The organism is Methylicorpusculum oleiharenae, assembly GCF_009828925.2.
GTDB classification, from domain to species: Bacteria; Pseudomonadota; Gammaproteobacteria; order Methylococcales; family Methylomonadaceae; genus Methylicorpusculum; species Methylicorpusculum oleiharenae.
In genome coordinates this window covers 2,875,495-2,893,711 of sequence record NZ_WUTY02000001.1, presented here as the reverse complement: position 1 = coordinate 2,893,711, position 18,217 = coordinate 2,875,495, and the positions used below count along the sequence as shown (strand labels likewise).

Genomic DNA, 18,217 nt, shown 5'->3' with positions numbered 1-18,217 from the left:
TGTTATCTTCGACTCTCCGCCTCGCTCAGGACACTCACTTTTCCCTCTTCTACGATTAATAAGTCACTGGCCAACTTGTAAAAAACGCCATGCTCAACAACTCCGGGAATAGCGTTAAGCCTGTCATTCAGCTCTTTGGTTCCTGGTGAGCCTTTAAAACGAGTATCCAGAACCAAACTGCCGTGCGAGGTAATGACGAGTCCGTCTTTTGACGCCGTCTGCCGCAGTTCGCTGTCGCCGCCTATTTGCCTTAAGCTCTCTTTTACCATCTGCCAGGCAAAAGGGATAACTTCAATCGGGACAGGAAATTTCTCGCCAATGGTTTCGACCTGCTTGCTTTGATCAACCAGAACCAAAAAGCGCTTGCACGCCTTTGCCAACAATTTCTCTTTGACTAAATCATAACCTCTGCCTTTTAACAAGGTTAAATCAGGAGTGACTTCATCCGCACCGTCCACATACAAATCGAGATGACTCAACTGATCCAGACTCACTAACTCCAAACCGTATTCCTGCGCTTTGATCAAACTCACCGTGGAACTGGAAACAACTTTTATTGACCATTGTTTTTCTTTGACGCAAAGGGCCAAGGCTTCAATAAAATAATTGGCTGTAGAGCCGGTACCCAAGCCAACAACCATACCGTCTTTAACATACTCGATGGCAGCTTGTGCTACTTTTTGTTTATCGTTCATATTACCTGCCTCAGTAAAAGCGGTTTAGTGATTGGTTTGAATAGCAGTATCTACTCGCCGCGTCCCATTTTATAGTGTGTAGGTGCTTGATTTCAAAGGATGCATAAATATGTCCCTGTTGCAGAAGCCTTTTCAATCAACCCCTACACCCTCTATTCCAAGCGGCCGAGTAGTTACGAATAGCATGTTGAAAGGCCCATCTGGCCTTCGACAAGCTTAGGGCGAACAGATTTACTTTATTACCCGGCAAAACTGAGTACTGAGGTCCTCAACGTTAACTTGCAAACAATAATTCCTTGTCCTACGCATTAGCAAGTCCGGTTATATTCAGTGATTACAAAAAAACCAATATTACAGTGGCACGATTAAAATATGCTAATAGTTTTAAACGGTGAGGCTTATCCTATTGAATCATTGGCACTTAAATATTTTGTGTTGGGCTCAGTCTGCTTTTATAAACAATTCAGCCTACCTGCAAGTTAAGGTATACTCAAAACTTGTTTAACACATGCTATAACGATGATGGAAAAAAATAATATCAGCTTGCACCATGTCAGTCTGGTGGTCTCAAATACTGAAAAAGCACTGCAGTTTTATTCCGAGGTATTGGGATTAAAATCAGTTGCGCGCCCTGATCTTGGCTTTCCCGGCGCATGGTTTCAATTGGGTCCTCAGCAAATTCACATTTTAGAGCTGCCCAATCCTGATCCGGCAACCGGCCGGCCGGAGCATGGTGGACGCGATCGGCATGTGGCATTTAATGTCGACGACCTGGATCTGGTCAAAGCCGAATTGGATCAAAAAAATATTATTTATACCTTAAGCAAATCGGGGCGCAGGGCTTTGTTCTTTAGAGATCTTGACGGCAATGCTTTGGAAATTATCGAGCGAAGCTAAGTTATCGCTAAACATTAATCCTCACAACAAACATCCAATCTACCCGTTTATCGATCACCCATGGAAAAACTAATCACTAAAATTAGAGATATTCCGGACTTTCCAAAACCCGGCATTATTTTCAAAGACATAACCCCCCTGGTTAAAGATCCGGCGAGCTTAAGATTGACTGTGCATTTGCTGATGCAGCCTTTTTTGGAACGACCGATTACTGCGGTGGCAGGCATGGAAGCCAGAGGCTTTATTTTCGGGTCGCTGGTGGCCTGGGAATTGGGCGTTAGTTTTATCCCATTGAGAAAGCCGGGCAAATTGCCTTACGATGTTCAAAGCGTTTCTTACGATTTGGAATATGGATCCGCTTCTCTGGAAGCACATATCGATGCTTTCGAACCAAACGACAGGGTTTTGCTTATTGATGATTTGCTGGCAACAGGCGGAACGGCGAAAGCCAGCTGCGAATTGGTTGAAAAACTGGGTGCCACCGTCGAAGCGTGCGCTTTTGTAGTAGAACTGGATTTTCTTAACGGAAGAGAAAAACTAAAAGACTACGAAGTCTTTTCTTTACTGCATTTTTAGGCATCTTGGCTGAGGGAAAGTCGGTACTTATTTACACTTTCCCTAGCCCTGCAACTGATTATTTTGTTTCTGCTGTGTTGCCTTGTGAAAGAACAGAATCACTGGAACCGCTGATGACGGGTGTCAGTTCTTTTGGTTTGGGCTCGACAGAAGACGGTTTTTCCTTTTCCCCATTGAGCTTGGCTTCGTCACCGGAAAGACCCTCATCCAGAAAATCATCGTCTTCACCCAGCAAATCATCATCAGCAACCCCGGAAGCGCCATCAGTCGCCATGAACTTGCGCCATTGCAAAAAAGATTCACGGGTAAACACATAGGAATCAAGCGAGGCTTCATCGACAAATTTTATAGCCCCATCCGCATTGGCGCGGGAGTTTATGACCGATAGCAGCTGAACCGGATAGCCGACATAAGTTGCAGGATTAGCCGCTGCGTCGAATACGGCGCCGGGAATACCCCGAGTAGTTGATGGCCCCATCAATGGCAATACCAGATAGGCACCCTCAGGCACACCCCACACCGCTAAAGTTTGTTCAAAATCCTCTTCGTTTTGCTCCAAACCTGCGTCCTTTGCAACATCTAACAATCCGCCGACTCCTAACGTAGAATTAAGCAGAAACCGGCCTGTATCCTGAGCGCCTTGCTCAAACTTAGCCTGCAATAAATCGTTGATAACGGTATTGATGCCTTTCAGATTATCGAAAAAATTAGTAATGCCTGTTTGCACTATCCCAGGGGTTATATATTTGTAGCCATCAGATACAGGCGCAGCAACATATTTATCGACCTGACTATTAAAGTCGTAAATGGTACGGTTGAAATCCTCGTAAGGATCAATTTGAGCAGACGAATCCGCCTGATTTTCTGTTGGAGTGGAGGCGCAACCATGAATCAAAAGACCTACCCCAACAAAAATCAATGCAGCAAATTGGTTAACTACTCGCTGATTTATGCCGTGCCCAAACTTTTTCATCAGAAAACCTATTGCTTAGAATAATTATCGATTTTTTCGTTTATCTTGGTTATTAGCGGGTCAAAACCTTCTCTCTTGAGGATACTGGTGTACTCGGACCGTTTTAAAGCCAAATCACTTACGCCGTTAGCGATGATGTTGATTATCTTCCAGCTATTTCCCTTTTTTTTCAACATATAATCGAATTTGACGTTTTTGTCATTCGGAATAATTAATGTTGTGTGGATGATCACTCCGCCTCGGGCAGTTTGCTCTTCAGAATCAAATACAAACGATTCCCCATCAAAATCTTTAAAATTATGGGCATAAGAAGAAATACTTAACTTACTGAATACGTCAACTAATTGCGTCTGCTGTTCAGCTGTTAAATTTTCCCACTCACGCCCCACCACAATACGGGCTATTTTGGTCAGATCATGACTCAACTTGACCGGTTCCGCCAATTTATTGAATCGGCCTTCATAACCTAACTCTTTGCCTTGTTTCATTGTCTCTATCAGAGCGAGCTGAAAAGTTTCGACAATGACTCGTGCACTTTCAGCTTCGGATGCCAAAACCGACCAGGACTGAAAGCTCAATATACCTATTAATAGTGCAGAAGATATTCGCTTATAAAATTGTTGCATTGAAATCTCCATTTGTGATTGCATGCAGATACATGCTTTGAACCATTGTAATTGATTCAGCGTGACTGGTTTACTCGCTTCCCTGCTAATATGTCGGGCTTGAAAAAACTACAAAGTCGAATCAGGCAGAGGCAGTGTTTTGACCCTGCCGATTCAGCTTAAACTTCTGTTCTGACGGGAATCCCTGCAATATTGGGCAATGATCTGTCACCATCATCATAAACCGGGGCTTTTTCAGGAGCCATTTCACCCTCTGTTTTAGGCCCTCTAACAGAAGTCAACAGGGCTTTTATAGGGTGTTTCAGCATGTCTTCAACAGCCGTGGCTTCGTAGCCGCAATGCGCCATACAATTGGCACATTTAGGATTATTGACTGTACCGTATTTTTCCCAAGGTGTTTCTTCAAGAAGGTCTTTGAAACTATCGGCATAGCCTTCGTCAGAAAGTAAATAGCAAGGCTTCTGCCAGCCAAATACGTTTCGCGTTGGGTTACCCCATGGCGTACAGTCATAGCTCTGGTTGCCCGCCAAAAAATCCAGATACAGCGAAGAATGATTCAATTTCCATTTACGGTTTTTGCCAATCTTGAATATACCGCGAAACAGTTCTTTAACATCCTTACCTTTAATAAATACATCCTGTCTGGGAGCCCTTTCATAGCTGAAACCGGGAGCAATAGTAATGCCTTCAACCCCTAGCTCCATTGCATAATCAAGGAACTCGGCCACTTCAGGCGCATTCTCTCCCTGAAATAATGTACAGTTAACAGTGACTCTGAATCCTTTATCAAGCGCTAGCTTGATGGCTTCAACGGCTCTTTCAAAGACTCCATCCTGACATACAGAAGCATCATGCCTTTCCTGATTGCCGTCCAAATGAACGGAAAAAGTAAGATAAGGTGACGGCGTATAATCACCAATGCGCTTTTTGAGAAGTAACGCGTTAGTGCAAAGATAGACAAATTTCTTTCTTGCAACGATGCCTTCAACAATTTTCGGCATATCTTTGTGAAGCAAAGGCTCTCCACCGGGAATTGAAACCATCGGTGCCCCGCACTCGTCCACTGCTTGCAAACACTCTTCGACCGTCAGGCGCTTGTCGAGAATATCATCCGGATAATCAATTTTTCCGCAGCCGGAGCATGCAAGGTTGCATCGAAAAAGTGGCTCCAACATAAGAACCAAAGGATATTTTTTTACTCCTTTAATTTTTTGCTTTAATAAATAACTGCCTACTGCCAATTGTTGACGTAAAGGAACACCCACGAGAACACCCTCCATAATACGGTAAAAAATAAATCCGGATAACCTTAATAACATTCGTAAAAGTTACCCCAAAAAAAGCGATCACACTCCAGAATGTTGTAAAACAACAACACCCTATCCTTTGAATCCAGATGTAGTAAAAATCGATTAGGAAACTGTCAAAATTCGTTTTAAAAACAGCCTAACCTTGTATTACGGGAGCTTAACCATTACCCACTAGAATACTATCTTTTTTGGAAAGACTCCAGTTTTAGCACAAATTTATGCGGGATAAACAACAAAAAATCGTATTTGTTGCCATTTCACCAAAATACAACGCTTTGTTAAGAGCTACCCCACGTTTACCAGAGCATAAGCGCTTAACCGCGCGAAAATACTCACTCTTGGCTAGAAAACAACATTACTTTGCAAAATACCAACAAAAAGTCTATCATTGTTTTAAAGAAGCGTTTTAACCCGGACCAAACACAGATTAGAAATGAGCGAAAACTCTCCATCTTCAGATACCAAAATTATGCTTGATCATCTATCCGATGATGATTTTCAAGCCTATTTGCTGCAAGATGTGTCTCGTACATTTGCATTGACAATTCCTGAATTGCCTTCCGGTTTAAAGGATGCCGTGGCCAATGCTTATCTTCTGTGCCGTATAGTCGATACGATTGAAGATGAAGTTTCACTTTCACCCACTCAAAAAGAATACTTTTGCTCCGAATTTATTACTGTCACAAAATCAGGCCGGCAAGCGGAAGCATTTGCACAAGAATTAGGTCCGTTATTATCCAGCCAGACCATTCCCGCCGAACACCTCCTTATTGAACAAATTCCCCGCGTGATAGCCATCACCCACAGTTTCAGTCCGCATCAGATTGATGCGCTGGCAAGCTGCGTTGAAACCATGGCTAAAGGGATGCCGGTTTTTCAGGCGCAAAACCTAAAAATGGGATTAAGCACCTTGGCGGACATGGACTCTTATTGTTACTACGTCGCCGGATGCGTTGGTGAAATGTTGGCCAAGCTGTTTTGTCACTACTCGCCGGAAATCGCAACCCATGAAAAAGAACTACTAAAACTGTCCGTGTCGTTTGGGCAAGGACTGCAAATGACCAATATTTTGAAAGATATCTGGGATGATGCGTCCCGCGAAGTCTGCTGGCTGCCTCAGGATATTTTTACCGAGACGGGTTATCAGCTGTCGGATTTAACTGCTGCAACGAATGACAAAAATTTCCAGCTCGGTTTGGAACGATTGATCAGTATTGCCCAAAGCCACTTGCAAAACGCGCTAAATTTCACATTATTGATTCCTAGCCATGAAACAGGCATACGTAACTTTTGCTTGCTGGCGTTAGGCATGGCAGTGCTCACCTTGAGAAAAATCAAGCAACACCTGTATTTCACTGACTCCAGTCAAGTCAAAATTACCCGGAACAGCGTCAAGGCGACAATTTTCACTACGCGCCTTGCTGTTCGCAGCAACACATTTTTATCGCTGTTATTTAACGTTTCAAGCCGGCCGCTGAAAACGCCCGGCTGGACTTATTCTCCACAATCCCTGAAAGCTAAGTCAGCACTTTAAGGAAATATTATGTTTACCGACGCACATACAGAGATTAATACCTATGATCTGCCCAGCACCGCTACGGCCATTATCGGCCGTCCTAATGACCTTAATAGAGCCATAAGTAAGGCGGAAAGCTTTTTATTGAACCTGCAACAACCCGATGGTCATTGGGTCTTCGAATTGGAAGCGGACTGCACGATTCCATCAGAATTCATCCTGTTTATGAATTATCTGGGTGAAATAGATGAGCCTCTGCAAGCCAAGGTTGCCAATTACTTAAGATCACGACAGTCCGAAGACGGCAGCTATCCCCTGTTTACCGGGGGTCCTGGCGATATCAGCTGCAGCGTCAAAACCTATTACGCTTTAAAACTGGCCGGCGACTCGCCTGAAGCTCCGCATATGATCAAGCTGAAAAACTATATTCTCAGCCAAGGCGGAGCCGCGAGAGCCAATGTTTTTACCCGGATTGCCTTGGCCATGTTCGAGCAAATTCCCTGGCGCGGTGTACCTTACATACCGGTTGAAATCATGTTACTGCCCAAATGGTTTCCCTTCCATTTAGACAAGGTCTCATACTGGTCCAGAACAGTCATGGTTCCTTTGTTCATTCTTTGCACATTAAAAGCGACAGCCCAGAACCCAAAGAAAATCGATGTTTTGGAACTGTTCGTTGTCCATCCCGACCTGGAAAAACATTATTTCCCGGAAAGAACATTATTGAACAAGATTTTTCTAGGGCTCGATAAATTAGGCCGGATAACCAATCCGTTAATACCCAAACGTGTGCGGGACAAGGCGATAGCCAAAGCAAAAGATTGGTTTATTGAACGATTGAATGGCGAAGATGGCTTAGGCGCGATATATCCAGCCATGGCTGCCGCTTATGAGGCCATGCTTTTGCTTGGCATGCCAAAAGAACATGAATTGCTTGTCACTGCGAGAAAAGCCATCGATAAACTGATGGTTATCAAAGAAGATTATGCCTACTGTCAGCCCTGTTTATCGCCGGTATGGGATACGGGCCTGGTGGCACTCGCTTTGCAAGAAACCGACAAGGTCAAAAACAAAGAAACCTTGACACGCGCCTATGACTGGCTAAAAAGCAAACAGCTTAAAGACGAGCCCGGCGACTGGCGGATCACCCAACCCAACCTGGAAGGCGGCGGCTGGGCTTTTCAATATGCCAACCCGCATTACCCCGATGTTGACGATACCGGTCTAGTGGGTTTTGCAATGGCGGACTCCAATCTTCCGGGACTAGATGAATCCATTCATAGAGCGACTCGCTGGATTGTAGGCATGCAGTCTAAAAATGGTGGTTATGGGGCTTTTGATGTCGACAATAATTACGAATATCTGAACGAAATTCCGTTTGCCGATCACGGTGCTTTACTGGATCCTCCGACGGTTGATGTCAGCGCACGTTGCGCCATGTTAATGGCCAAAGTGTGCAAAGACCATGACGAATACCTCCCGGCCCTGGAGCGCACCATCAATTACATCCGAAGCGAACAGGAAGCCGACGGTTCCTGGTTTGGACGTTGGGGCACCAATTACATTTACGGCACCTGGTCAGTATTGATAGGTCTTGAACAAACCCGGGTAGATAAATCAGACCCAATGTATACCCGCGCAGCACAATGGTTAAAAAGTGTTCAGCGGGAAGATGGCGGTTGGGGTGAAGACAACTTCAGTTACCACGATGATCAACTCAGAGGTCAATATCGATTCAGCACGGCGTTTCAAACTGCCTGGGCCGTGATGGGTCTGATTGCTGCAGGTGAAGCTAAAAGCCAGGCTGTTAAAAACGGCGTTGATTTTCTGTTGAGAACTCAACTGACTGACGGTAGCTGGAATGACAAATGCTATACAGCACCTGGTTTCCCCAGAGTTTTCTATCTGAAATACCACGGTTACGACAAGTTCTTCCCGCTTTGGGCGCTTGCCAAGTACCGCAATGCGGTCGGCCATTCGTGATCACGGGGATTGTCGTTGCCCTACCTGAAGAACTCAGCACTCTGACCAGCCAAAAACTGGTCAAAGGGTGCTGTCATTCATTGAATGAAACGACACTCCTCTGCCTGTCCGGCACCGGCCCCGAAAACGCGGCCAGAACTGCAAATTTATTAATAAGTAACGGAGCAACGTGTTTAGTGAGTTGGGGATGTGCTGCGGCATTAGATGAATGCAGTAAACCGGGCGATCTCATCCTCCCTGACTGCCTAGTATCGGAGAACTCGCCGCCTATCTTCCTGAACTCACCCTGGCTTGAAGAGTCCAGAGCTGTCTTACAAACGGTTAATCCGGATTGTGATCTAACCGGTACGTTAGCGGAAAGCGCCCATATCGTTTCAGCCGCGCTGGAAAAAAAAAGGATAGCCGAACACACAAAGGCAAAAGCGCTGGACATGGAAAGCTACGCCATAGCCCAAGTTGCAAAACTGCATGAATTGCCCTGCCTGGTCGTTCGAGCCATCGCCGACCCCGCTTCGATGGACCTTCCCAAGGCCATCTGCTTTGCTATTGATAAGCAAGGTGAAGTCGTATTGACACGGCTATTATCCTATTTGATCACTCACCCTAATGAAATTCCAAGCCTGATAAGACTGGGAAAGGATTTCAGCTCAGCTCGAAAAACCTTACAATTAGCGGCCAAAAAATTAAACACGTTCACGCTTTGCGCGAACTAAACCTCCAGGCCTATTTACTTGCTATGTCAAAGTCCAAACACTCTTTTTTAGTTGGCTCACTCATCAAACTGCTCTTATGGTGGGAAAAAAAGGTCTTACAGTTTCCTTGGGTATTATTAATAGTAACGACGCTGCTTAGCGCAGGAAGTCTGTTCTACACGGCCAAAAATCTCGGTTTTTATACGAACACGGCCGATATGTTGTCACCTGATTTGCCTTTTCAGGTGAATCGTAAGCGAGTAGAAAATGCTTTTCCAAAAGATGCATCAACTCTTTTACTGATAGTTGACGGAGAAACGCCGGAGCAAACATCCCAGGTTGCTGAAAAACTGGCAGTGCAACTTAAGCAACTGGGCAATCTTTTTGAGTCTGTCTATATCCCAACCGACAATCCATTTTTTCGCCAGCAAGCGCTTTTGTTTCTGGACATTGACGAACTGGAAGAACTGACCCAAAAGCTGACTGACGCTCAACCTTTTATTGGCCATCTGTCTGAAAATTACAACCTGAAAGGTTTGTTTGAGATTATCCGTCTCGCTCTGGAGGAGAAAAAAGAAACACTGCCCATGGATTTGGTGCCTTTACTCTCCGGAATTGAACACATCTTATACCAGAGAATTGAACAGAAACCTCAATACTTATCCTGGCAGAATTTACTGGCCGGCAACAAGCTCAATACTGAATCCAAGCGCACTTTGGTTATCGCAAAACCTAGAATGAATTTCTCCGAAATTTTGCCTGCCGATAGTGCGCTCACTTCAGCACATGAAATTTCGTTGAAGCTGATGGCCGAATACCCCGCAGTCACCATTCGCATGACCGGCGAAACAGCTTTAGAACATGAAGAACTGGAAAGCGTTACTGACGGCGCCATTTTTTCTGGCATTGCCTCTTTAATGCTGGTATGCACCGTGCTTTGGCTTGGCTTTCGTTCTTTCAAATTATTGTTCGCAACCTTCATTGCACTGATCATGGGACTCGCCCTGACCGCAGGCTTTGCTACAGTGTCGGTAGGACATCTGAATATTATTTCGGTGGCGTTTGCCGTTCTCTATATTGGCCTGGGAGTAGATTACGCCACCCATATCAGCCTGCGTTACCGGGAATGCAGAGCCGAAGGCATGACCAACGAACTGGCCATCAGCGACAGTATCAACAACATCGGTTTTTCATTATTCATATGCGCATTGACCACCGCCTTAGGATTCCTTGCTTTTATCCCTACCGATTATGCCGGCGTATCTGAATTAGGCATTATTGCAAGCGGCGGCATGTTTATAGGCCTGGCATTATCGCTCAGCATCGTGCCCGCTCTATTTAAAGTAATGCCGATAAAAAATGTAAAGCCATTCAGCTCATCTCAGTTACACCCCAATCTGGCCCTTTTTCCGTTCAAGTATGCCAAACCGATTCGCATAGTAACGCTGCTGACGGCTATAGCCTCCTGTTTTATTCTGACGGACCTTGAATTCGACTCAAACCCAATCAATTTAAGAAACCCTGACAGCGAGTCAGTAAAAGCCATTAGAGAATTACTTAAATCAAAAACGGATTCCCCTTTTGCTTTAATCGGACTCACCAACAGCCTTGACGAGGCGCTGGTACTAGCCGGCAAACTTGAAAAACTGCCCTCAGTCCATGAAACCATTACCTTAAAAAGTTTTGTGGCCGAGGATCAGGATGACAAACTGGCAATGCTTGAAGAACTGGATATGATCCTGGGTACACAGCTTAAACAATTTGATAATCCGCTATCACCGAATAACCAAAAAGCAGTTTTACTGGATTTTTCCGAGACCTTGAGAAAAGCCATCAATGCTGCAAATAGCACTGCGCCGTTGGCAGCCATGCAATCATTGCAGGACACCATCAAAAAATTTACAAGCTTTGCTGATAAACAAACCCATCCTGATCTTGAATACTCGGCATTAGAGGAAAACCTGCTGGGACTTCTGCCCTATACCATGCAGCGTTTGAGCTCAAGCCTGACCGCTACTGATTATGGATTGGAAGATTTACCGGATTACATCAGAGAACACTGGATCAGCGACGATGGACTCTACAAAATTCTGATCACCCCGGCTAAAGACCAAAACATTAGCAGCAACCTAAAAGAATTTGTCCGCGAGGTACAAACGGTAGATGACACAATCTCCGGTTTGCCTGTCGCAGATCAAGCCTCAGGCAGTGCGGTGGCTGAATCGTTTATTGAGGCGTTTGGCGGCGCGCTTGCCGCCATCATATTGCTTATTTTGATCATTTCAAAAAGTATCAAGGAAACTATTTTAATCGTTAGCCCTCTGATACTTGCCGCTTTGTACACGGGAGCGACCAACGTTTTACTCGATAATCCTTTTAACTTTGCCAATGTCATTGCCCTGCCCTTATTGATGGGCATGGGAGTAGACAGTTCCATTCATGTGGTCCACAGACTTCATCAAGGCTGGTCGGATAGTACTGATTTATTGCAAAGCAGCACCGCCAGGGGCGTTTTATTTAGTGCATTAACCACCTTATGCAGCTTTTCAAGTCTCGCCTTTGTGCCCCACAGAGGAACAGCGAGCATGGGATTATTATTGGCAATCGGCATATTGTTCATGATCATTTGCAGCTTAATCATCCTGCCCGCATTCACCAGTAAAAAAATTAATTAGAGGTCATCCATGTCTTTCAGCATAGCCGAGCTTTTAGCGCAACACAGCACCGATAAATTCGAGTTGCATGAAAAGCATCTTAACAACCAGATGGTCAGAGTCCTCAAAACAATTGGTTATGATCGTAATTACAAAAGAGCCAATGGGCAATACTTGTATGACGAGCATGATAATGAGTATCTCGATCTGCTCAGCGGCTTTGGCGTTTTCGCAATCGGGCGCAACCATCCCTCGGTAATAAGCGCCTTGCAAGAAACCTTAACACTGGAATTACCCAATCTTGTTCAGCTCGACGTCTCCATACTCAGCGGCTTGTTGGCCAAGGAACTTTTGAAGACAACGCCGGATAATCTGGATAAGGTGTTTTTCTGTAATTCAGGAACGGAAGCGGTCGAGGCCGCCATCAAATTTGCCCGCTACACCACGAAACGGAGCAAAATTGTTTATTGCGAACATGGCTATCATGGCCTGACGATGGGCGCCTTGTCGTTAAATGGCGAACACATTTTCCGTGAAGGGTTTGGTCCCCTTCTGCCTGATTGTGTGGCCGTACCTTTTAATGATTTGGCAGCACTTGAAAAAGCGCTCAGCAATAAAGATGTCGCCGCATTTATAGTTGAACCCATTCAGGGTAAAGGCGTTAATTTACCGGATGATAATTACCTGCCTGAAGTTGAACGGCTTTGTAAAAAATACGGCACTTTGTTTGTAGCCGATGAAATACAAACGGGCATCGGCCGTACCGGAAAGTTTTGGGCTATCGAACATTGGAATGTTAAACCAGACATGATTTGCATGGCAAAAGCCCTGTCCGGTGGTTTTGTGCCGGTTGGCGCCGTCGCTATGACACACCATATTATGGACAGCGTTTTTAACAGAATGGACAGAGCCGTCGTTCATGGTTCAACATTTTCTAAAAACAACATGGCCATGGCCGCTGGCTTAGCCAGTTTGGAAGTGATCAAAGCTGAAAACCTGGTTGAGAACAGTGCGAAAGTGGGAGAAGACATCATCAGCACATTAAATGCGATGTCCGGTAAATATGAGTTTCTCAAAGAAGCACGCGGAAAAGGCTCCATGATTGCGATTGAATTCAACGCACCCAAAAGCCTTTCCTTAAAAGCCGCGTGGGTTATGCTCGAAACTGCAAATAAAGGCTTGTTTTGTCAGATGATTACCATTCCTCTCTTTAAAGAACACAGAATATTGACCCAGGTAGCCGGACACGGCATGAACGTTGTCAAACTTCTGCCGCCCCTGATTCTGACTCAAAAAGACAGGGATCACATTATCCAATCCTTTGAAAAAACGATCGCCGATACTCATCAGGTACCCGGTTCTATTTGGGATTTAGGTAAAAACTTGGCCAGCCACGCTCTAAAAAATAAGAAAAACTAATTTCAGTTCAACCATTATGAAACGATTTTCAGCCTTACTATTTTTAATTTTCCTGACAGCTCAGCCTTCAAACGCCCTGGCACACGCGGTCGTCATGGATTATTCGCTTAAAATTGCACCGATACAAGCCAATCAACCGGCTCAAGTTACACTCAATTTCAATTCAAAAATTGAAGTCGGCTTATCCCAGGTTTTTCTGGTCAGTGAAGGTGACAAACATAAAACATTGACTATCCACAAAGGCGATCAACAGGGCCAAATAGTGGTTGATACTCCCCCTTTGAAGGAGGGCCAATATGCACTCAGGCTCAAAGTGCTGGCCGCAGACGGCCATCTGACCGAAGATGTAATTCACTTCAACGTTTCGCAATAGGAACAGAAAATGGAAGGTATTGCAGATTTTCTTGACTCCTTGATAGGCGGAGTCGATTTGATTTTGTATTCAATACTGGTTGGCGGCCTGCTTTGGACAAATTTTCTGCTGCGTCCCTGGCAAAACTCGCACGTTTATAATCCGTTGATGTTGCAAAAAATCATCACCCTGATTTTTAAAGCCGCCTGTTTTCTGGCTTTTGCGCAATTATTCAAGGTCATTCTTAAAATTTGGCTCATGACGGCTATTTTGGAACGCTGGCCCTTTCCTGAGATTGCCGATACCGTACAGTTTCAGGGGGGACTGCTGCGTATGATGCTGACGCTGTCAGAGGCTTATTATTGTCATCAGTTTTTAAAACAAAATCCTTATTCGAAAACTCATTGGCGAATGGCCGGTTATATTGCTATTCCAATGATCATCTCTGGAGCTTGGCTGGTGCACGGCGCCGGACGATTTGAAAATCGATATCTGTTGATGTTTCTGACTGTTGCTCACCAGATTGCCGCTGCAGCATGGATAGGCGGAAGCTTTCAACTGGTTAATATCTGGCTATTACATCAGCGAAAAGATATTCCAGCGCATTTATGGCCGCAATTTCTGAAAAGTTTTTCACCTTTCGGTATCGCGAGTGTAATTTTACTGCTGGGCACTGGCTTACCAATGGCTTTCCAGTACATCGATTCCATAAACGGCTTTATAGGTACCGGGTATGGCAACCTGTTGATGGTGAAAATCATATTGTTGGGTCTGGCGCTAGGCTTTGCCTTCCTGAATCGAAATGCCGTCAAACAATTTCAGCTGACCGGCAATAACTTCGCTTTAAACCATCGTGTTCCTTACTACATAGAAGCTGAAACCTTTGTGCTGGTTACTTTATTATTCACAGCCGCCAGTCTCGCCTCACAACCACCCGCTTCTGACATACCTAATTTAACAGCCAGCTGGCAGGACGTGGTCAGCACCTTTACGCCGCGCGTACCCAGAACACAGTCACCCACCCATGAAGAATTACTGGCCGGGGAAGCGGGTAGAGTTGCAATAATAGGTCAGGTCCCCTCTCCGGCTGCCACCGCCTGGTCAGACTATAATCACAACATTTCAGGCATCTTTCTCACGGTAATGAGTTTTTTTGCAATGCTGTCTTATACGAAACGCTTGCCGTCAGCATTTTCACTGTTTGATGGCTGCCTGAAATATACCCGCTATTGGCCTTTTGGCTTTGTAGCGCTAGGGGTGTTTTTATTTTTCCGGAGCGACGCGGAAAGTTGGCCCTTGGGCCCTATTGGTTTCTGGGAAAGCACTTTTAGCAATGGTGAAGTCCTGCAGCACAGAATTGCAACTCTTCTGGTTTTTGTTTTAGGCATACTGGAACTCCAGGCCAGAAAATCAAAAAATGCAAACACCAATATGCCTTATTTCTTTCCCATTCTGGCTGCGTTTGGTGGATTAATGCTGTTGACGCATTCACATGTGGGCTTTCAACCTAAAAGTGCATTCCTGATTCAAGTGGGCCACACGATGATGGGCGTTATGTCCCTGATTTTGGCCTGCGGCCGCTGGCTGGAGTTAAAACTGGATAAACCGGGCAAAGATATAGCCGGGTTTGTCTCGGTCGCCGCCTTATTTTTAATAGGACTCATCCTGATGTTCTACCGCGAACCCCTCTATTAACATGATTTCATTAAAAAACTACCCGTTGCTTCAAGACATCGACTCTCCCGCAGATCTTCGGCGCCTGCCCAAGGAATTGCTCAAGCCGCTGGCCGCGGAACTGCGTGAATTTCTGACGCACACGGTGAGTATCTCGGGCGGCCATTTCTCGGCGGGTCTGGGCACAGTGGAGCTAACGGTGGCGCTGCATTATGTGTTTGATACGCCGTCCGACCAGCTGGTCTGGGATGTGGGACATCAGGCTTATCCGCATAAAATCCTGACCGGCCGGAAAGACCGCATGACGACGATCCGAACCCGGGACGGCATTTGTGCGTTTCCCAATCGTGCCGAAAGTGAGTACGATGCGTTCGGGGTCGGCCATTCCAGCACGTCGATCAGCGCGGCGTTGGGCATGGCGATTGCTTCCCGCCTGAAAGGCGAAAACAAGCAGATGGTGGCGATTATCGGCGACGGCAGTATTACCGGCGGCATGGCTTTTGAGGCGATGAATCATGCTGGATCGCTGGATGCCAATCTGCTGGTCATTTTGAATGATAATGACATGTCGATTTCGCCCAATGTCGGCGCGATGAACAATTATCTGACCAAGATTTTATCGAGCAAGTTGTATTCGTCGATGCGCGAGGAAAGTAAAAAAGTCTTGAGCAGCATGCCTAGCGTCTGGGAACTGGCGCGTAAGACCGAGGAGCATATGAAAGGCATGATTGTGCCGGGTACCTTGTTCGAGGAATTGGGCTTTAATTATATCGGCCCTATTGATGGTCATGATCTGGATATGCTGGTGTCGACGCTGGACAATCTGAAACGGATTTCCGGCCCACGCTTTTTGCATATCGTAACCAAGAAAGGTAAAGGCTATCCGCCGGCTGAAAAAGACCCGCTCGCTTACCATGGCGTTCCGGCTTTCGATCCGGCCAAAGACTGCCTGCCCAAATCGGCGCCTTCCCCGCATCCCACCTATACCCAGGTATTCGGCAGCTGGTTGTGTGATATGGCGGCCCAAGACTCACGCCTGCTGGGCATTACGCCGGCGATGCGCGAAGGTTCAGGCCTGGTTGAGTTTTCCCAACGCTTTCCGGAGCGTTATTTTGATGTGGCGATTGCCGAGCAACATGCGGTGACGCTGGCGGCCGGTCAAGCCTGCCAAGGTGCCAAACCGGTGGTGGCGATCTATTCGACGTTTTTACAACGGGCTTATGATCAATTGATTCATGACGTGGTGCTGCAAAATCTGGATGTGTTGTTTGCCCTGGACCGCGCCGGTCTGGTCGGACCCGACGGCCCGACCCATGCGGGCAGTTTCGATTACAGCTACATGCGCTGTTTGCCCAATATGCTGATTATGGCGCCGGCCGATGAAAACGAATGCCGGCAAATGCTGACCACCGGTTTTCTGCACCCCGGCCCTGCCTCGGTGCGCTATCCCCGCGGCAAAGGCCCGGGTGTGGCGATCGAGCCAGCGTTGACCGGCCTGCCTATCGGCAAAGCACAAATTCGCCATGAAGGCGGCCGTATTGCGGTACTGGCCTTTGGCAGCATGGTGGCTCCGGCAGAAGAAGCCGGCAAGCAACTCGGTGCGACCGTGGTCAATATGCGCTTTGTCAAACCCATGGATGAAAGCCTGATACTGGAACTGGCCAAAAGCCATGATGTGTTGGTCACGGTTGAAGAAAACGTCATTGCCGGTGGCGCAGGTAGCGGCGTGAATGACTTTTTACAGGCGCAGAGAATCCTGATGCCGGTCTTGAATATCGGTCTGCCCGATGCGTTCATCGAACAAGGCACCCGCGAAGAGCTGCTGGCGTTATGCGGTCTGGACCCCGCCGGTATAAAGGCGGCTATCGAGCAGTTTTGTGCATAAAAAAGATCTTCAAATGCATAAGGTGCAAGGAAGCACACTTCTTGATCTCTGCATTTATTTTTAGGTCAAGCAAATAATTTTGCTAACCGAGGAACCCCATCCAAATTTGAGCTGTCGTTTTAGGCATTTCTCACTCTTCACTTTTTAATAACTCTAAAGCCAGTCGACAAATTCCCTTTTGTGCGGTTTAATGAAACCAAAGTTGAGGGTACTTCTGAGAATTTTAAGTAAGAAAAAAGTTGTGAAGTACTTCAATTTTTAATCCATAAATTTAAATGAAGCATTTTTTGCTTCGAAACGGCTCAACTTCACTATTAAACCGATAATTACCCAATCCTGACCGGATATGGATGGGACAACCCAGTTTGATAATTCCTTTGAGAGTCAAAAAATTAATACACAAACTGATTGCCGCTAGAGGCGAATCAACGAACCCAAATGAATCAGGCCCTTCTTCTGAAGGAGACGCTGCCATGATAAAACGGGTATCTGTCAGATTTGCACTCTTATTTATACTTATTGTCTTTTTTGAAGAGTTGCTGGAACTCGTCATAGAGATTTTTGAGCTCCTTTTAGAAATCATTCATATTTTCATCGAGCTTGTTGAACAACTGCTTGAAGAAATTCTCGAACACCTTTTACACACCGACCATCATGAAACCGAAACCATCATTGCCAATGGTGTATTGATTATCGGCTTTATTGGACTTATTTTGTTTGCCCGATACCTACCTCGCTTTTGGCTGCGCATAAAAAGAAATATTTTTGCAGTTTGGCTAAACTATAAAAGACAAAAATACTCTAGCTGGCGCGCCCTCTCACATAAACAGAAAATTAAATTGGTGTCCGCCTATAGCCTGGGCATATCACTGATCCTAATTTGGCTTACTCTTTAAAAAATCGCTTGTTAACTTTTTGCTTTCTAAATTGTTTTTACAGTGCGGCAAAATAATTAACAGTTCAGT

Annotated in this window: 16 protein-coding genes; 12 read left to right on the top strand and 4 right to left on the bottom strand. The window is 45.7% G+C overall.

Translation table 11 applies throughout. The features are described 5' to 3' along the window. Nucleotides 1–2 precede the first annotated feature (2 nt). Nucleotides 3–695, bottom strand: a complete 693-nt coding sequence (gene rpiA, locus GO003_RS13080) for a ribose-5-phosphate isomerase RpiA (RefSeq protein WP_159652609.1) — start codon at nt 693–695, stop codon at nt 3–5. Nucleotides 696–1,217: 522 nt separating this feature from the next. Here rpiA and GO003_RS13075 point away from each other — a divergent pair. Further along, complete coding sequence (locus GO003_RS13075) at nt 1,218–1,592, top strand: VOC family protein (protein ID WP_159652634.1); 375 nt, start codon at nt 1,218–1,220, stop codon at nt 1,590–1,592. 60 nt (nt 1,593–1,652) lie between these two features. Next, on the top strand, nt 1,653–2,168 hold the full coding sequence (locus tag GO003_RS13070; RefSeq protein ID WP_159652611.1) for an adenine phosphoribosyltransferase: 516 nt from the start codon (nt 1,653–1,655) through the stop codon (nt 2,166–2,168). Between the two features lie 58 nt (nt 2,169–2,226). Here the strand turns inward: GO003_RS13070 and GO003_RS13065 are convergent, their stop codons facing one another. The 3 genes from GO003_RS13065 to hpnH all read right to left on the bottom strand — a co-directional run bounded on the left by GO003_RS13065 (nt 2,227) and on the right by hpnH (nt 5,032). Further along, nucleotides 2,227–3,141 carry an MlaA family lipoprotein gene (locus GO003_RS13065; protein ID WP_159652613.1) on the bottom strand — a complete coding sequence of 305 codons (915 nt, stop codon included), beginning with the start codon at nt 3,139–3,141 and terminating at the stop codon, nt 2,227–2,229. Between the two features lie 8 nt (nt 3,142–3,149). Continuing rightward, nucleotides 3,150–3,791, bottom strand: a complete 642-nt coding sequence (locus tag GO003_RS13060) for an ABC transporter substrate-binding protein (RefSeq protein WP_231088979.1) — start codon at nt 3,789–3,791, stop codon at nt 3,150–3,152. A gap of 134 nt (nt 3,792–3,925) precedes the next feature. After that, on the bottom strand, nt 3,926–5,032 hold the full coding sequence (gene hpnH / locus GO003_RS13055) for an adenosyl-hopene transferase HpnH (protein ID WP_159652617.1): 1,107 nt from the start codon (nt 5,030–5,032) through the stop codon (nt 3,926–3,928). A 263-nt stretch (nt 5,033–5,295) separates the two neighbouring features. Between hpnH and GO003_RS13050 the strand changes: the two genes are divergently transcribed. From GO003_RS13050 to GO003_RS13005, 10 genes are all read left to right on the top strand, one after another. After that, on the top strand, nt 5,296–5,487 hold the full coding sequence (locus GO003_RS13050; RefSeq protein WP_159652619.1) for a hypothetical protein: 192 nt from the start codon (nt 5,296–5,298) through the stop codon (nt 5,485–5,487). 23 nt (nt 5,488–5,510) lie between these two features. Then, nucleotides 5,511–6,611 (top strand): phytoene/squalene synthase family protein, encoded by a 1,101-nt coding sequence (locus GO003_RS13045; protein WP_231088978.1) that lies wholly within the window; start codon nt 5,511–5,513, stop codon nt 6,609–6,611. A gap of 9 nt (nt 6,612–6,620) precedes the next feature. Then, nucleotides 6,621–8,576 carry a squalene--hopene cyclase gene (gene shc, locus GO003_RS13040; RefSeq protein WP_159652621.1) on the top strand — a complete coding sequence of 652 codons (1,956 nt, stop codon included), beginning with the start codon at nt 6,621–6,623 and terminating at the stop codon, nt 8,574–8,576. Next, entirely contained in the window at nt 8,573–9,289 is a 717-nt protein-coding gene (locus GO003_RS13035) for a phosphorylase family protein (RefSeq protein ID WP_159652623.1), read from the top strand. Before shc ends, GO003_RS13035 begins: the two co-directional genes overlap by 4 nt. 23 nt (nt 9,290–9,312) lie before the next feature. Next, nucleotides 9,313–11,943 carry an MMPL family transporter gene (locus GO003_RS13030; RefSeq protein WP_159652625.1) on the top strand — a complete coding sequence of 877 codons (2,631 nt, stop codon included), beginning with the start codon at nt 9,313–9,315 and terminating at the stop codon, nt 11,941–11,943. A gap of 9 nt (nt 11,944–11,952) precedes the next feature. Next, nucleotides 11,953–13,341, top strand: coding sequence for an aspartate aminotransferase family protein (locus GO003_RS13025; protein WP_159652627.1), 1,389 nt, complete (start codon nt 11,953–11,955; stop codon nt 13,339–13,341). 94 nt (nt 13,342–13,435) lie between these two features. Next, nucleotides 13,436–13,714 (top strand): copper resistance CopC family protein, encoded by a 279-nt coding sequence (locus GO003_RS13020; RefSeq protein WP_231088977.1) that lies wholly within the window; start codon nt 13,436–13,438, stop codon nt 13,712–13,714. A gap of 9 nt (nt 13,715–13,723) precedes the next feature. After that, nucleotides 13,724–15,388, top strand: a complete 1,665-nt coding sequence (locus GO003_RS13015) for a copper resistance D family protein (protein ID WP_159652631.1) — start codon at nt 13,724–13,726, stop codon at nt 15,386–15,388. 1 nt (nt 15,389) lies between these two features. Further along, entirely contained in the window at nt 15,390–17,252 is a 1,863-nt protein-coding gene (dxs, locus tag GO003_RS13010; protein WP_231088976.1) for a 1-deoxy-D-xylulose-5-phosphate synthase, read from the top strand. A 350-nt stretch (nt 17,253–17,602) separates the two neighbouring features. After that, the gene (locus GO003_RS13005; protein ID WP_159656302.1) at nt 17,603–18,148 is read left to right on the top strand and encodes a hypothetical protein; all 546 of its coding nucleotides are present in this window, start codon (nt 17,603–17,605) and stop codon (nt 18,146–18,148) included. Nucleotides 18,149–18,217: the final 69 nt, after the last annotated feature.

What these genes read in the sequence shown, in the direction of transcription:
- GO003_RS13005 (WP_159656302.1), top strand. Translation starts at nt 17,603, where the DNA reads ATGGGACAACCCAGTTTGATAATTCCTTTGAGAGTCAAAAAATTAATA.
- GO003_RS13065 (WP_159652613.1), bottom strand. Translation starts at nt 3,141, where the DNA reads ATGAAAAAGTTTGGGCACGGCATAAATCAGCGAGTAGTTAACCAATTT.
- GO003_RS13020 (WP_231088977.1), top strand. Translation starts at nt 13,436, where the DNA reads ATGGATTATTCGCTTAAAATTGCACCGATACAAGCCAATCAACCGGCT.
- GO003_RS13045 (WP_231088978.1), top strand. Translation starts at nt 5,511, where the DNA reads ATGAGCGAAAACTCTCCATCTTCAGATACCAAAATTATGCTTGATCAT.
- rpiA (WP_159652609.1), bottom strand. Translation starts at nt 695, where the DNA reads ATGAACGATAAACAAAAAGTAGCACAAGCTGCCATCGAGTATGTTAAA.
- dxs (WP_231088976.1), top strand. Translation starts at nt 15,390, where the DNA reads ATGATTTCATTAAAAAACTACCCGTTGCTTCAAGACATCGACTCTCCC.
- GO003_RS13075 (WP_159652634.1), top strand. Translation starts at nt 1,218, where the DNA reads ATGGAAAAAAATAATATCAGCTTGCACCATGTCAGTCTGGTGGTCTCA.
- GO003_RS13015 (WP_159652631.1), top strand. Translation starts at nt 13,724, where the DNA reads ATGGAAGGTATTGCAGATTTTCTTGACTCCTTGATAGGCGGAGTCGAT.
- shc (WP_159652621.1), top strand. Translation starts at nt 6,621, where the DNA reads ATGTTTACCGACGCACATACAGAGATTAATACCTATGATCTGCCCAGC.
- GO003_RS13070 (WP_159652611.1), top strand. Translation starts at nt 1,653, where the DNA reads ATGGAAAAACTAATCACTAAAATTAGAGATATTCCGGACTTTCCAAAA.
- GO003_RS13050 (WP_159652619.1), top strand. Translation starts at nt 5,296, where the DNA reads ATGCGGGATAAACAACAAAAAATCGTATTTGTTGCCATTTCACCAAAA.
- GO003_RS13025 (WP_159652627.1), top strand. Translation starts at nt 11,953, where the DNA reads ATGTCTTTCAGCATAGCCGAGCTTTTAGCGCAACACAGCACCGATAAA.
- GO003_RS13060 (WP_231088979.1), bottom strand. Translation starts at nt 3,791, where the DNA reads ATGCAATCACAAATGGAGATTTCAATGCAACAATTTTATAAGCGAATA.
- GO003_RS13030 (WP_159652625.1), top strand. Translation starts at nt 9,313, where the DNA reads ATGTCAAAGTCCAAACACTCTTTTTTAGTTGGCTCACTCATCAAACTG.